General features: G+C 31.6%; 16 protein-coding genes and 1 pseudogene. 6 read left to right on the plus strand and 11 right to left on the minus strand.

Going from position 1 to position 13,487, the window contains the following annotated elements; translation table 11 throughout:
• Positions 1-9: 9 nt before the first annotated feature.
• Positions 10-455, minus strand: a pseudogene (locus B4H69_RS14430) (low molecular weight protein-tyrosine-phosphatase).
• 18 nt (positions 456-473) lie between these two features.
• Entirely contained in the window at positions 474-1,901 is a 1,428-nt protein-coding gene (dnaA, locus tag B4H69_RS14435) for a chromosomal replication initiator protein DnaA (protein WP_038333589.1), read from the minus strand.
• A gap of 255 nt (positions 1,902-2,156) precedes the next feature.
• Between dnaA and B4H69_RS14440 the strand changes: the two genes are divergently transcribed.
• From B4H69_RS14440 to B4H69_RS14450, 3 genes are all read left to right on the plus strand, one after another.
• A complete protein-coding gene (locus tag B4H69_RS14440; RefSeq protein ID WP_114999876.1) occupies positions 2,157-2,417 on the plus strand; it encodes a hypothetical protein in 261 nt (86 codons plus the stop codon).
• Positions 2,418-2,501: 84 nt separating this feature from the next.
• Positions 2,502-2,930, plus strand: a complete 429-nt coding sequence (locus tag B4H69_RS14445) for an acyl-CoA thioesterase (RefSeq protein WP_280062014.1) — start codon at positions 2,502-2,504, stop codon at positions 2,928-2,930.
• 93 nt (positions 2,931-3,023) lie between these two features.
• Positions 3,024-3,554 (plus strand): adenine phosphoribosyltransferase, encoded by a 531-nt coding sequence (locus B4H69_RS14450; protein WP_114999872.1) that lies wholly within the window; start codon positions 3,024-3,026, stop codon positions 3,552-3,554.
• A 36-nt stretch (positions 3,555-3,590) separates the two neighbouring features.
• Here the strand turns inward: B4H69_RS14450 and B4H69_RS14455 are convergent, their stop codons facing one another.
• On the minus strand, positions 3,591-4,238 hold the full coding sequence (locus B4H69_RS14455; RefSeq protein WP_291094618.1) for a SanA/YdcF family protein: 648 nt from the start codon (positions 4,236-4,238) through the stop codon (positions 3,591-3,593).
• Positions 4,239-4,347: 109 nt separating this feature from the next.
• Here B4H69_RS14455 and B4H69_RS14460 point away from each other — a divergent pair, with 109 nt between their 5' ends.
• The 3 genes from B4H69_RS14460 to B4H69_RS14470 all read left to right on the plus strand — a co-directional run bounded on the left by B4H69_RS14460 (position 4,348) and on the right by B4H69_RS14470 (position 5,907).
• Positions 4,348-5,139: a HipA family kinase gene (locus B4H69_RS14460; protein ID WP_291094621.1), complete on the plus strand. Its 792-nt coding sequence runs from the start codon at positions 4,348-4,350 to the stop codon at positions 5,137-5,139.
• Positions 5,117-5,500, plus strand: coding sequence for a DUF3037 domain-containing protein (locus B4H69_RS14465; RefSeq protein ID WP_038333583.1), 384 nt, complete (start codon positions 5,117-5,119; stop codon positions 5,498-5,500). The genes B4H69_RS14460 and B4H69_RS14465 overlap by 23 nt, the downstream gene beginning before the upstream one ends.
• A gap of 80 nt (positions 5,501-5,580) precedes the next feature.
• Positions 5,581-5,907: a single-stranded DNA-binding protein gene (locus tag B4H69_RS14470; protein ID WP_291094625.1), complete on the plus strand. Its 327-nt coding sequence runs from the start codon at positions 5,581-5,583 to the stop codon at positions 5,905-5,907.
• Positions 5,908-5,962: 55 nt separating this feature from the next.
• On the opposite strand, the gene B4H69_RS14475 is transcribed toward B4H69_RS14470, so the two are convergent.
• The 8 genes from B4H69_RS14475 to B4H69_RS14510 all read right to left on the minus strand — a co-directional run bounded on the left by B4H69_RS14475 (position 5,963) and on the right by B4H69_RS14510 (position 13,475).
• Complete coding sequence (locus B4H69_RS14475; RefSeq protein ID WP_291094628.1) at positions 5,963-6,754, minus strand: DUF3667 domain-containing protein; 792 nt, start codon at positions 6,752-6,754, stop codon at positions 5,963-5,965.
• 14 nt (positions 6,755-6,768) lie between these two features.
• Entirely contained in the window at positions 6,769-7,017 is a 249-nt protein-coding gene (locus B4H69_RS14480) for a hypothetical protein (protein ID WP_291094630.1), read from the minus strand.
• Positions 7,018-7,098: 81 nt separating this feature from the next.
• Positions 7,099-8,322 (minus strand): aminotransferase class V-fold PLP-dependent enzyme, encoded by a 1,224-nt coding sequence (locus tag B4H69_RS14485; protein ID WP_221627901.1) that lies wholly within the window; start codon positions 8,320-8,322, stop codon positions 7,099-7,101.
• A gap of 136 nt (positions 8,323-8,458) precedes the next feature.
• Positions 8,459-9,778, minus strand: coding sequence for a Fe-S cluster assembly protein SufD (gene sufD, locus B4H69_RS14490; RefSeq protein ID WP_180906275.1), 1,320 nt, complete (start codon positions 9,776-9,778; stop codon positions 8,459-8,461).
• A 149-nt stretch (positions 9,779-9,927) separates the two neighbouring features.
• On the minus strand, positions 9,928-10,683 hold the full coding sequence (sufC, locus tag B4H69_RS14495; protein ID WP_038333580.1) for a Fe-S cluster assembly ATPase SufC: 756 nt from the start codon (positions 10,681-10,683) through the stop codon (positions 9,928-9,930).
• Between the two features lie 141 nt (positions 10,684-10,824).
• Positions 10,825-12,282, minus strand: a complete 1,458-nt coding sequence (sufB, locus tag B4H69_RS14500) for a Fe-S cluster assembly protein SufB (RefSeq protein WP_180906274.1) — start codon at positions 12,280-12,282, stop codon at positions 10,825-10,827.
• Between the two features lie 4 nt (positions 12,283-12,286).
• Positions 12,287-13,189 (minus strand): hypothetical protein, encoded by a 903-nt coding sequence (locus B4H69_RS14505; protein ID WP_180906273.1) that lies wholly within the window; start codon positions 13,187-13,189, stop codon positions 12,287-12,289.
• On the minus strand, positions 13,146-13,475 hold the full coding sequence (locus B4H69_RS14510; protein ID WP_180906272.1) for a HesB/IscA family protein: 330 nt from the start codon (positions 13,473-13,475) through the stop codon (positions 13,146-13,148). Before B4H69_RS14510 ends, B4H69_RS14505 begins: the two co-directional genes overlap by 44 nt.
• Positions 13,476-13,487: the final 12 nt, after the last annotated feature.

A 13,487-nucleotide genomic window follows, 5' to 3' on the forward strand; every position in this document is an offset into this window, starting at 1 on the left:
TGTATAATTTTAAAGATTGTATTTTTTGATGATTCCGTCTGTGGCTTCATCTAATAATTGATAAACATGCTCGAAAGCATCTTCACCATCGTAGTAAGGATCAGGCACATTTTGCGTTTGCCCTATTCCATCTTTCAAAATCAATTTGATTTTACTTTGCACCTCTTCGTTCCGAGCCAATTGTTGCAAATCGATTAAATTTTGTTCATCCATTGCAAAGATTAAATCAAACTCATCGAAAAAAATGGATTGAAATGCATCGCACGTTGATCAGAAATATCAACACCGTGTTTTTTTGCAACCGAAACCGAGCGTCTATCTGGTTGTTCACCAACATGCCAATCGCCTGTACCAGCAGAATCTACCAAATGATTGTCGCCAACCTTTGCTTGTAAAATCCCTTCTGCCAACGGAGAACGACAAATATTACCTAAACAAACCATCAAAATTTTCATTAAAAAAGTATTTATAGATTAATCTGCAATTTTACGTGAAATATCTTCGATATAACCACGGAATTGCTTATCCGTTTCTTGTAAATTTTTCACTGTTTTACAAGCATGTAAAACTGTTGCGTGATCACGTTTACCGATTTGCGTACCAATACTTGCCAAAGACGCTTTTGTATATTGTTTTGCAAAATACATCGCTAATTGACGCGCTTGTACCACATCACGTTTACGTGTTTTTGACTGAATATCTTCAATCTTCACTTTGAAGTATTCACAAACTGTTTTCTGAATGTAATCAATCGAGATTTCTTTGCGAGCTGTTTGTACTAATTTTGATAACGTACGTGCTGTTAAATCTAACGTAATTTCACGTTTATTCAACGTTGCTTGCGCAATGATTGAATTTAATGAACCTTCTAATTCACGCACATTTGTATCAATATTTTGCGCGATATAATCCATTACTTCATCAGGGAATTCGATGCCATCGTTTTCTAATTTTTGTTTCAAAATAGAAAGACGTGTATTGTAATCAGGATTTTGTAAATCTGCTGATAATCCCCATTTGAAACGAGAAATTAATCGATCTTCCATATCTTGGATATCTGCTGGAGATTTATCCGAAGTCAAAATGATCTGATTTCCTCTTTGATGTAAATGGTTAAATATATGGAAGAATACTTCTTGCGTTTTTGCTTTTCCAGATAAAAACTGAATATCATCCATAATCAAAACATCAATCATTTGGTAAAAGTGAATGAAATCATTTTGATTATTATTTTTTACAGCTTCGATAAATTGTTGTGTAAATTTCTCAGTAGAAACATACAAAACAGTTTTCTCTGGGTGTAAATCTTTTACTTCTAAACCTATCGCATGCACCAAGTGTGTTTTCCCTAATCCTACTCCACCATAGATGAATAGTGGATTGAACGAAGTCCCTCCTGGGCGTTTGGCAATCGCACGACCAGCCGCACGAGCTAATCGATTTGATTCTCCTTCGATAAAATTATTGAATGTATAATTATGATTTAATTGCGAATCGATTTTTAATTTTTGCAATCCTGGAATAACGAAAGGATTCATCATTTTACCAGCTTGCAAATTAATTGGCGCTTCTACCTCTTGTGGGCGAGGTTTTTCTTTGTTCGAACTTGGAATACGTACCGTAAATGGCTCACGTCCTTGCGACTTTTGATCCATCAAAATACTGTATACCAATTTTGCATCAGAACCTAATTCTTTTTGTAAGGCACTTTTTAAAATTTTGATATAATGCTCCTCTAACCATTCGTAAAAAAATTTACTTGGTACTTGTATTGTTAAAACATTATTATTTAGTTTGCCCGGACGTATCGGTACAAACCAAGTATTGAAGGCATCTTCCGCAATGTTGTCTTTTATAAAAGACAAGCATTTTTCCCACACAGAATTTGCAGTTATCGTCATAATATTGTCCAAAAGTGCTTAAGTTTTAATGTAAATTACTGAAAGTCAATGTTAAATTTTCATCAACCCTTCTCTACAAAATTGTGAACAAATTTTGAATAAAAAAAATGATTTAGGTATTGATATATTAAAAAATACTTTGTATAATTCAAAAATATCAATAAGTAGTTTTAGATAAAATAAAAGTACTGCAAAGATAATCTTTTCGGACATATTTTGGCTTATAAAACTAATAATTCATATTTTTGTATCACTATGGAAATTACACAAGAAAAAATTGACTTTGCAATTATCAAAGTAGAAAATCATTTGAATGATTTGGGCATCAAAAATAATTTTTCTCTTTTACGAATTGAACAAGGTGAAGAAGAAAATGTAAGGACTTTTTATTATGAAATAGCAAATCCTACTTTCAAAACGATTATTCAAATTCAATACGATTTCTTAAAAGAAGAGCAAAAAGATTCTTCGCAAACTTCTTTTAGTTGGATGGATTACAAAAAAATTACTGAATAGACTTTTTCATTTTTTATATAATTAATGATAAAGTCTTTTTTTTGTTCTCTACTTTTGAAGATTAAAATGATGTTTTAGAAAATTATGGAGAAGATAGAACAAACCGAACAATTGAATGTTTTTCGCACCAAAACTCGTATTCTTTATAAACACACCGATCAAATGAAAGTGGTTTATTACGGAAACTATCCAGAGTTTTATGAAATTGGTCGTGTAGAATTGATGCGTGAACGTGGTTTTCCTTATGCCGAATTGGAAGCAATGGGAATTCAAATGCCTATTATCGAAATGCATACTAAATATATTGGTAGTGCTTTGTACGATGAATTAATCGAGATTGAAACTACAGTTCATGAGCGTGACAAAGGTGTTCGCATTCGATTTGATTACAATATATATAATGAAGCGGGAAAAATAATTAATCAAGGATACACTATTTTATGTTGTATTGATGCCGAAACTCGTCGTCCTGTTCGTATTCCAGAACGTATTTGGGCAAGTTTAGGTTTGTAATATTATTTAGAATGATTAATTATTCGTTAAAACAAATTCTTGCAAATGATTTCTCATTAAATTTGTTCCTTAACAAAACATGATTAAAAACGAATGTCAACACTTCAAGAAAAAATCAATCAAACGATTGTAGACGTTATCGATTTTCCAAAAGAAGGAATTGTCTACAAAGACATTACTCCATTGTTCTTAAATCCTGAACTTTCGGACGAAATTGTAGACGCTTTTGTAGAAAAAGCAAAAGGTAAAGTGGATATTGTTTGTGGAATTGAAAGCCGAGGATTTTTGTACGGAATTCAGATTGCACAAAAATTAAAAGTTCCTTTTGTATTAATTCGTAAAGCTGGGAAATTACCTCCTCCAACAATTAGTCAATCGTATGATTTGGAATATGGACAAGCAACGATAGAAGTAAATTCGAATTACATCAAAGATGGTGCGCGAGTTTTGATTCACGATGATGTTTTAGCAACTGGTGGAACTGCCGAAGCTTGTGCTAAATTGGTAGAAAAATGTGGCGGAAAAACAACACAATTTTCTTTTATTGTTGATTTGACTTTCTTAAACGGAAAAGATAAATTAACGTCTTTTACAACTGATATTGTTACTTTAACAGAATATTAAACTAAAAACTCCGCTCAAAATTTTGAGCGGAGTTTTTTATTTTTTAGGCGCTATAATCACTTCAGGCGCTCTTTCATTCCCAATATCCAACAAAGCTTTTATATTTGCTAAAATCTCTCTAAAACTCTGTTTACCTTCTGTTTTATAAGGTCCGCTATCTGCATTATATCCAATACAATCTAATCCGAAAACTTTTCCTAAGAAAAGTGCTCTTTTGAGATGATAAGATTGAGAAATTAAAATCACTTTATCAAATTGATAAATATTTTTGGTTCTATAAATAGTGCTATACGTGTCCAAACCTGCCCCATCGAGATAAGTATCTTCAATTTTGACACCTCTGTCCAACAAGTATTTTTCCATCACATCAATTTCATTAAAATTCTCGTGAAGTTTTTCTCCAGAAAGTAAAATTACATCCACTTGATCTTCTTTGTAAAGTCGAATTGCAGCATCCAAACGATCTTTCAAAAAACGAGTTGGTTGTCCATTAGCTTGCACTTTTGCACCAAAAACAACTGCCACACGATAATCTGACGGAATATTTCCTTGATAATTGTAAATGTAATACGAAGTAAAAATCTGAATAATCAATGCAACGATCAAAGTGAAAACCGCTATTAATCCAGCGATAAACAAACTTTTACGCATTACAAATCTTCCTATTTTTACAAGTTTACTCAACTATCTTTTGTTTTAAAAAATTTTAACATTCAAAAGTCTATAAGTTTAGTGATATTTAAAAATTATAAATGTGAAAATTATTTTAAATTTTTCATCGTAATTTTAGAGAATGAATGAGATTGAGTTAAGAACAGTTACCGTTGAACGCTATTTGCAACCTTTGCGCGAAGGTGGTTCTTTGCCTGCACTAGCTGATGCAGATGACGGTTTTAAATATGTTTTGAAATTTAAAGGTGCTGGTCATGGCCCTCGCATGCTGATTTCTGAATTGTTAGGAGGAGAAATTGCACGTGTTTTAGGATTTAAAGTTCCTGAATTAGTTTTTGCAAATTTGGACGAATATTTTGGTCAATCCGAAGCTGATGAAGAAATTCAGGATTTGTTAAAATTTAGCGAAGGAACTAATTTAGCTTTGCATTATTTGTCTGGTGCAATCAATTATGATCCTGCTGTTATGAAAATTGATGACAAATTATCTTCGCAAATCGTTTGGTTAGATGCATTTTTGACGAATGTAGATCGTACTTTTCGCAATACAAATATGTTGATGTGGCACAAAGAATTGTGGTTGATAGATCATGGTGCATCTTATTATTTTCATCATTCGTGGGACAATTGGGAAAAAGCGGCTCTTGCTCCTTTTACACCAATTAAAGACCATGTTTTATTGAAAAATGCGACAAAACTTGAAGAAGTTGATGCAGAATTTAAAGCGATTTTGAATGATGAAATCATTGATAAAATTGTCGATTTGATTCCCGATGAATGGTTAGAAACAGAAGTTGCACATTCTACTCACGAAGAAATGAGAATGGTTTACAAAACATTTATCAAAACACGATTACAACATACCGAACTTTTTATAAACGAAGCGAATAATGCCAGAAAAAATCTTATATGAGTATGCCATTCTTCGTTTAGTTCCGAAAGTTGAACGCGAAGAATTTATCAATGTTGGAGTAATTTTATTTTCGAAAAAAGAAGATTATTTGAAAGTGAAATATTTTATTAATGACAATAGAATCAATGCTTTTTGCCACGAATTAGACCTTGATTTTATTGACAGTAATTTGAACGCTTTGTCTAAAATTGCCGAAGGAATTCATCCTGAATCTGCTGTCTCTAATTTCGAAACGCCTGAACGTTTTCGTTGGTTAACAGCTGTCAGAAGTTCTTCTATCCAAAGTTCTCGTCCGCATCCAGGTAAAACAACAAACCTTGATAAAACCTTGGATCGATTATTTAAAGAACATGTTTTATAAAAGTTAAATACTTAAAAACGAATGTATTAAAAATATTTTCTTAAATTTGGTTATACATTAATTTTAAATTATTTATCGCCATGAGTACATTAAGAAACAAAGTTCAGCTAATTGGGAATGTTGGTAGCAATCCTGAAGTTAAGACATTAGAAAACGAAAAGAAGCTTGCAAAATTTAGTCTAGCAACAAACGAAAGCTACACAAATAGCAAAGGTGAGAAAGTTCAGCAAACGACGTGGCACAATTTAGTTGCTTACGGACCAATTGTAAATGTGATCGAAAAACACGTAGAAAAAGGAAAACAACTTGCTGTAGAAGGCAAATTGACTTACCGAGATTATCAAGATAAAGATGGTCAACAAAAAACGATTACAGAAATTATAATTGATGAAATTGTACTTCTTTAGCGTTTAAAATAAAAGGGAAACGAATTAGTTCGTTTCCCTTTTATTGTTTTATTAATTAACTTTTTCTAAAATAGTTTCCAAACTCTGGATTTATTACAATCATTAAACCTACTATTAGACTAAATATGATTATTAAAACGATATATGAAAGTATCATTAACAAAAAAATTAAAAAGATTTTCCATATAATCAATTTTACTGATTTTGTTGGATAATAATTCTTATAAAAGAAGAATAAAATAAATGGAAGTAATAAAAAACTTAATGATGTAATTTTAAAAATAATTTCCAAATCGTTTTTAAAAAAATACATTAGTGGATAAATTATTAATATTGAACTTATTGTATAAAACGATAAAATAAATGAATTCATCACTACATGTTCATAATAATTTTCACCCCATTTTCTAAAAACAATTTTTGTAAGTATAGCAAAAAATGGAAGTAATGCTAACATCAATAATGCATTATTACTAGCTAAGAAGGCAATTATATCATTTGAAAACTCATTATTAAGTCCCATAGACTTATAAGTCTCTTTAAAAATGTCATTTAAACCAATTACTTGATAACTTAAAAATGATGCAATACCAGAAAGTGCTAGAGCAAACATTAAAGGCTTATAATGATTAACACGACTTCCTTCAATAAATTCCCTTGAAGTTTTACCAGGATTTATTGCGGTTTTCTTTAATGTGTAGTAGAAACCTTTGTTTGTATGCGCATACAAATCTTGTAATTCATCCAATATATAAGTTTTATTAATTCTCTTATTTTTACGTTGACCACAATTTCCACAGAAATTTTCTGTAATCAAATTACCACAAGTCATACATTTATCACTCATAAAAATCTTAAGAATTAATTACTTCTATTTTTTAATTCTTGGTTGATTTGATTTAAACCTGTAACAAATGGAATAAAAATGACAGATAAAGAAACAAAAACGACATTTATAGGTTTTAAATAATTTGCAAAAACTCCAAGAGTAAGTGAAATAGAAATTATAAGTAATATAATTTGAATCGTAATTGTTAGTTTATTAACTTTCTTATGTTTAGTCTGTAATTCATCTAATGTTAGTTCTGATAATTTATTTTTAGTTTGCATAAGTTTTTAGTATTAATTACATCAAAAATAAAAAATTAATTGAAACAAAAAAGGATTTCAAAAAATGAAATCCTTTTAATATTATCCTAACATTCTAATCGCGGTTTTTAGACCTTCGATAAATGTATCTATTTCTTCTTTTGTATTATAAACAGCGAATGAAGCGCGTACCGTTCCCGGAATATTGAAATGATGCATAATTGGTTGCGCGCAATGATGTCCTGTACGAACCGCAATTCCTTTTTTGTCCAAAATCATCCCGACATCAGATGAATGAACACCATCAAATTTTAAGTTAAAAGAAACAGCACCAGAATGCTCTGCATCTTTTGCATAAATCTCCACTTCATCAAATTCTGATAAACGTTGAATGGTATAATCTACCAATTCTTTTTCATAATCGTGAATCGTTTGCAGTCCGATAGAATTGATAAAATCTACCGCAGCTCCAAGTCCAATAATACCTGCAATATCTGGTGTACCAGCCTCAAATTTAAAAGGTAAACAAGTGTAAGTCGAAACTTCCATCGTTACATCTTTTATCATCTCTCCTCCTCCGTGGAAAGGTGGTAATTCATTCAAGATATCTTCTTTTCCATACAAAATACCGATTCCAGTTGGACCGTACATTTTATGTCCAGAAAAAACCAAGAAATCACAATCCATCGCTTGTACATCGATCACTGTATGTGGAGCAGATTGTGCCGCATCAATCAAAACCCAAGCACCTTTTGCATGCGCTTTTTCAATAATTGTTTTGATCGGATTTACAACACCTAAAGCATTCGAAACTTGATTAACACAAACTAATTTGGTTTTATCTGTCAATAAATCATCCAACTTCTCAATATCCAAAATACCTTCTGCAGTTAATGGAATATATTTCAGTTTTGCACCAGTTCGCTGACACAACAATTGCCAAGGAACGATGTTAGAATGATGCTCGATTTCGGTAATAATAATTTCATCATCTGCTGTTAAAACATTACGAAGTGAATTAGAAACTAAGTTAATTCCTTCCGTTGTTCCACGCGTGAAAATGATTTCGTAATCATGTTTCGCATTGATAAATTTCTGAATCTTACGGCGTGATTCTTCCATCAAATCTGTTGCTTCTTGACTTAATGTATGAATTCCACGGTGCACATTTGCGTTGTACTTTTCGTAATATTCGTCTAAAACATCTAAAACAACTTTCGGTTTTTGAGAAGTTGCACCATTATCTAAATAAACCAATGGTTTTCCGTTGACTTCTCTATTTAAAATTGGAAATTGACTTCTTATTTGTTGAATATCTATTGACATTTTTTTAAGTTTTGAGTAATGAGTTATGAGTGATGTGTAATAAAAAAGTAAGTATTCAAAATAGTTTCAAATACTTACTTTATATTTCAAAATAAGTTCAACTTAAAACTTATTACGTATAACTCAGAACTATATTTTATAATTCGAAATCTAAACTAACTCCTAATTTTTTTGCAATTATAGAGTTTACTCTATTTGAGATTTGTGGAATTTGCACATGTCGCAAAGCGTCTGCAGCAAAGGCATACAATAACATTGCTTTCGCTTCTTTCTTCGGAATACCACGTTGTTGCATGTAGAATAAAGATTCTTCTTCTAATTGCCCAACTGTACATCCGTGAGAACATTTTACATCATCAGCAAAAATCTCTAATTGAGGTTTTGTATTAATTGAAGCTCCATCAGATAACAAAACATTATTATTTTGTTGGAATGCATTCAATTTTTGTGCTTCTTTGTGTACATAGATTTTACCATTGAAAACTCCTTGCGCTTTCTCATCGTAAATCCCTTTATACAATTCGTGCGATTCACAATTCGGGAAATTATGCTCCACAAATGTATGATGATCGATATGTTGTTTTCCATCAATCACCGTAATTCCGTCCATTACAGAGTTACAATTTTCTCCATTCTGGAAGAAATTCAAATTGTTACGAACAATTTTTCCTCCAAAAGCAAATGTAAATACATTGGCACGAGAATCTCTTTCTTGGTTGATATATGTATTGTCAACTAAAGAAGCATCGTTAGAATCATTTTGGAATTTGTACCAATGAATTTCAGAATTACGTCCAACATTCACCTCAGAAACAACATTTGTTAAGTTTGCTTTTTCGTCTAATGTTTGATGTCTTTCGATAATTTGAACTTGTGCATTATCTCCAACTACAACCAAATTACGTGGTTGATACATTGCTTCTTGAGAAGCTCCTGTTGAGAAATAAACAATCTGAATTGGCTTAGATAAAATCACATTATTTGGAACATAAATATAAGCTCCATCTTTTGCAAAAGCTGTATTTAAAGATACTAAGCTTTCGTCTTTTTTCGCAATTTTTCCGTAATAATTCTCAATTACAGCTTGATGAGTTGTTTTATGCATTGCGCTTGACAAGACACAAATATCAGCTTCATCATGTGTTGTATTTGACAAAAACGAAGAATATTTTCCGTTAATGAATACGATTGTGTATGTATCGATATCATTAATCAAATATTTCTTGATGTCTTTGTACTCTACTGCAACTTCGTCTTCTGGGAACAATTTGTAATCCACCTTCAACAAAGGAGCAAGATTTGTATATTTCCATTCTTCGTCTTTACGTGTCGGAAAACCTTTTTGATTAAAGATTTCGATGGCTTCTTGACGTAAACCTTCGATTCCTTTATTCACTTTGTTTTTTTCGTTGAACACTAAATGACGAGAAACTAAATTTTCTTTTAAATCAATCATCTTTATAAGATTTTAGATTTTAGATTTCAGATTTTAGATTTCAGACTTTAGATTTTAGATTTTAGATTCTGGATTTAAAAATATTTTATAACCACTTTCTAACTTCTAATATCTAATATCTAACTTCTAATATCTAACTTCTAAATTAATTAGATTCCTGCTTCTTCTTTTACCCAGTCGTAACCTTTTGCTTCTAATTCTAAAGCTAATTCTTTACCACCAGATTTAATGATTTTTCCGTCTGCTAAAACGTGTACAAAATCAGGAACGATATAGTCTAATAAACGTTGGTAGTGTGTAATTACTAACACTCCATTGTTTTCATTTTTGAATTCGTTTACACCATCCGCAACAATACGTAAAGCATCAATATCTAAACCAGAATCAGTTTCATCTAAGATCGCTAATTTTGGGTTTAACATTAACATTTGGAAAATTTCGTTACGTTTTTTCTCACCTCCAGAAAAACCTTCGTTAAGCGAACGAGATAAGAAATCTTTTTTGATTCCTAATAATTCTGCTTTTGCACGAATTTCTTTCAACATTTCTGAAGCTCCCATTTCTTCTAAACCTTGCGCTTTACGCGTTTCGTTGATAGAAGTTTTAATGAAGTTTGTTACAGAAACTCCAGGAATTTCGATTGGATATTGGAAAGACATAAAAATTCCTTTTTGTGCTCTTTCTTCTGGTGCTAATTCTAAGATTGATTCATTATCAAACTCGATATCACCATCCGTTACTTCATATTCTTCTTTACCTGTAATAACGTTAGACAAAGTTGATTTTCCAGCACCATTAGGTCCCATAATCGCGTGAACTTCACCTGGATTAATTTGAAGGTTTAAACCTTTTAAAATTTCGCGCTCTTCAATACGAGCGTGTAAGTCTTTTATATTTAATAACATAATCTAATTTGTAAATTAGTTAATGTGATAATTTTCTAATTATCTTGATTTTGATATTAGATGTCAGATTTTTAGAATCCTCCAACTATATATCTATTTATTATTGTTAATTTCTAACTTCTCAATTCTAGTTTCTAAAAACTATCCTACAGAACCTTCTAATGAGATTTCTAATAATTTTTTGGCTTCAACGGCAAATTCCATTGGTAATTTGTCTAATACTTCGCGGCTGAATCCGTTTACGATTAATGCAATCGCTTTTTCTGTATCGATACCACGTTGATTACAATAGAACAATTGATCTTCACCAATTTTAGAAGTTGTCGCTTCGTGCTCTAATTGAGCCGATTTATTTTCAATCTCGATGTATGGGAAAGTATGAGCACCACATTCGTTACCCATTAATAATGAATCACATTGAGAGAAATTACGTGCTCCTTCTGCATTCTTCATTACTTTAACTAAACCACGGTAAGAGTTTTGAGATTTACCAGCAGAAATACCTTTCGAAATGATTGTCGATCTTGAATTTTTACCGATGTGAATCATTTTAGTACCTGTATCTGCTTGTTGGTAATTATTCGTTACAGCGATAGAGTAAAACTCTCCTACTGAATTATCACCTTTTAAGATACATGATGGATATTTCCAAGTAACTGCAGATCCAGTTTCTACTTGTGTCCAAGATACTTTTGCATTTTTCTCACAAACAGCACGTTTTGTAACAAAGTTAAATACCCCACCTTTACCTTTATCATCACCAGGATACCAGTTCTGAACAGTTGAATATTTAATCTCTGCATCATCCATAATGATTAATTCAACAACCGCAGCGTGTAATTGATTCTCATCACGCATTGGTGCTGTACAACCTTCTAAGTATGATACATAAGCTCCTTCGTCAGCAATTAATAAAGTACGTTCGAATTGTCCTGTACCAGCAGAGTTGATACGGAAATATGTTGATAATTCCATTGGACAACGAACACCTTTAGGAATATAACAGAACGATCCGTCAGAGAATACTGCAGAGTTTAAAGCTGCATAGAAATTATCTGTTGGCGGAACTACTTTACCAATGTATTTTTTTACCAATTCTGGATGCTCTTTAATCGCTTCAGAAATTGACATAAAAATAATCCCTTTCTCAGCTAAAGTTTCGCGGAAAGTTGTTTTTACTGAAACTGAATCGAAAACGACATCAATTGCAACTCCAGACAAACGTTTTTGCTCATCTAATGAAATTCCTAACTTTTCGAAAGTTTTCAATAATTCTGGATCAACCTCATCTAAACTTGCTAATTCTTTCTTCGGTTTTGGAGCAGCATAATACTGTATAGCTTGGAAATTTGGCTTTTCGTAAGTTACGTTAGCCCATTCTGGTTCTTCCATTTTTTCCCAAGCGCGGAAAGCTTCTAAACGCCATTCCGTCATCCATTCTGGCTCTTCTTTTTTGGCTGAAATAGCACGTACGATATCTTCATTCAATCCGACAGGAAATTCTTCGTATTCCATCTCAGTCGACCAACCAAACTCATATTGTTTTTGGCTAGCAAGATCTTCACGTAGATCGTCTTCTGTATATTTTGTGTTACTCATCTTATTATTTATAAAATGTATAGGTAAAATTATAAGTAAGTGGTTGTTGTTTATCCACTTTGTTACCTAAAAATTTGAATTCTTTTATACGTTGATTTTGATCTAAAACAACTTCAAATTGAGGTTGATTTTTCATCGTAATCACGTATTTATTTTGAGCTATTAACTTAATATCAGACCATTGTCCTTCTACCAAATTAATTTTCTCGGTTCTTGGTTCTACATCTGGTGTATATTCTTTTATTTTGAATGGAACACTAAACGTTGAACTACTAAAACATATCTTATTGATATCTTGACCTAATGATTTTGTGATTCTACAATCATGCATCAATCGATCTTCGAAACCTAATTTCTGATCTAAATAAGTCTTTTTCAACATTACATCTCCTTCTAACCATGTTACATCAAAAAGACTATTTGAGTTTTTGATGTACATTTTGTCAAGATCATAATAAAATTGATTGACTTTAACTTCACTTCCTTTTCGATCAATCGTTTCTGTTGCAATTAAACCATCTTGATACGTATATTTTACTTTCAAAGGTTTTGCAACTTCTTCTGTCAATTCGAAATCAAGAAGATTATTTGCTGCATCGTAATTCGCCTTATAAGCGACTTTTTTTGTTGATGCATTGGTAATTGTGACTGTTTTGATTGATTTTTCATTTAAGTCTAACGCATTAATAAATGGTTTTATACCAAACAAACCAAAAAACATATTGTCTGAATAAGCTTTGTTTAATTTTTTTGAAGATTCTGTTGGTTTAAAAACCATCAAATCTTTTTCAATAATTGTTTTCTGAGCAAATGCTGAAAAACAAACCAAAATCGTAATTAAACTTGCTAACTTTTTCATCCAATTATACTGCAAAACTTTCTCCACAACCACACGTACGCGACGCATTTGGATTATTGAACACGAAACCTTTTCCATTCAATCCTCCCGAATATTCTAATGTCATTCCAACAAGGTATAAGAATGATTTTTTGTCAACCAAAATTCTTACGCCATTGTCGTCAAACAATTTGTCATCTGCACTTTGTTCTTTCGTAAACTCTAAATTATAGTTTAAACCTGAACATCCTCCACTCGTAACTCCTACGCGAACAAAAGATTCTTCGATAGAAGTTCCTTCTTCTTGTAAAAGTGAAATTATTTTATTTTTTGCTGATTCTGAAACCTTAATCATTTGATTCTAATT

Origin of the sequence: Empedobacter sp. UBA6745 (genome assembly GCF_002453775.1) — a bacterium.
Lineage (GTDB): Bacteria > Bacteroidota > Bacteroidia > Flavobacteriales > Weeksellaceae > Empedobacter > Empedobacter falsenii_C.

Bases quoted from the DNA above. Each gene is read 5' to 3' on its own strand.
- B4H69_RS14440 (WP_114999876.1), top strand. From the start codon at position 2,157: ATGGAAATTACACAAGAAAAAATTGACTTTGCAATTATCAAAGTAGAA.
- B4H69_RS14505 (WP_180906273.1), bottom strand. From the start codon at position 13,189: ATGCGTCGCGTACGTGTGGTTGTGGAGAAAGTTTTGCAGTATAATTGG.
- sufD (WP_180906275.1), bottom strand. From the start codon at position 9,778: ATGATTGATTTAAAAGAAAATTTAGTTTCTCGTCATTTAGTGTTCAAC.
- B4H69_RS14450 (WP_114999872.1), top strand. From the start codon at position 3,024: ATGTCAACACTTCAAGAAAAAATCAATCAAACGATTGTAGACGTTATC.
- B4H69_RS14480 (WP_291094630.1), bottom strand. From the start codon at position 7,017: ATGCAAACTAAAAATAAATTATCAGAACTAACATTAGATGAATTACAG.
- B4H69_RS14445 (WP_280062014.1), top strand. From the start codon at position 2,502: ATGGAGAAGATAGAACAAACCGAACAATTGAATGTTTTTCGCACCAAA.
- B4H69_RS14485 (WP_221627901.1), bottom strand. From the start codon at position 8,322: ATGTCAATAGATATTCAACAAATAAGAAGTCAATTTCCAATTTTAAAT.
- B4H69_RS14460 (WP_291094621.1), top strand. From the start codon at position 4,348: ATGAATGAGATTGAGTTAAGAACAGTTACCGTTGAACGCTATTTGCAA.
- B4H69_RS14470 (WP_291094625.1), top strand. From the start codon at position 5,581: ATGAGTACATTAAGAAACAAAGTTCAGCTAATTGGGAATGTTGGTAGC.
- dnaA (WP_038333589.1), bottom strand. From the start codon at position 1,901: ATGACGATAACTGCAAATTCTGTGTGGGAAAAATGCTTGTCTTTTATA.
- B4H69_RS14475 (WP_291094628.1), bottom strand. From the start codon at position 6,754: ATGAGTGATAAATGTATGACTTGTGGTAATTTGATTACAGAAAATTTC.
- B4H69_RS14510 (WP_180906272.1), bottom strand. From the start codon at position 13,475: ATGATTAAGGTTTCAGAATCAGCAAAAAATAAAATAATTTCACTTTTA.
- sufB (WP_180906274.1), bottom strand. From the start codon at position 12,282: ATGAGTAACACAAAATATACAGAAGACGATCTACGTGAAGATCTTGCT.
- B4H69_RS14465 (WP_038333583.1), top strand. From the start codon at position 5,117: ATGCCAGAAAAAATCTTATATGAGTATGCCATTCTTCGTTTAGTTCCG.
- sufC (WP_038333580.1), bottom strand. From the start codon at position 10,683: ATGTTATTAAATATAAAAGACTTACACGCTCGTATTGAAGAGCGCGAA.